The 262-nt window shown below is 60.7% G+C and carries 1 protein-coding gene; it reads right to left on the bottom strand.

Annotated elements, in window-relative coordinates; all coding sequences use genetic code 11:
• Positions 1–202, bottom strand: a 202-nt coding sequence (locus EW028_RS25755; RefSeq protein WP_227745039.1) for a hypothetical protein, incomplete at its 3' end; no start/stop codon positions are given.
• Positions 203–262: the final 60 nt, after the last annotated feature.

The raw sequence follows: 262 nt of genomic DNA, 5'->3' as shown, positions 1-262 counted from the left end.
GTACTGTGACCCACCGCGGAGATGCGGTGGTCGGATCGAGAGGCATCGACCCGACCACGCCGATGACACCGTCGTCAACACCGATCACCTGTCCTCCGCGTAGGAGGGTGACGTCTTCTCTGGTGATCTTGGTCTTGTCGGCGCGAGCCGTCATCAGCCACTCTCCGTGATCATCCGTCAATTTCGCGAGCCAGGTCCCCATATGACCTGCCTCTACCTTCGTGTTCGTTGGCGGACCCCCCGAGTCGCGCTCTCAAACAAA

Origin of the sequence: Lysinibacillus sp. OL1, assembly GCF_004332175.1 — a bacterium.
Taxonomy (GTDB): domain Bacteria; phylum Bacillota; class Bacilli; order Bacillales_A; family Planococcaceae; genus Lysinibacillus; species Lysinibacillus capsici.
This window is presented reverse-complemented; position numbering and strand designations above follow the sequence as displayed.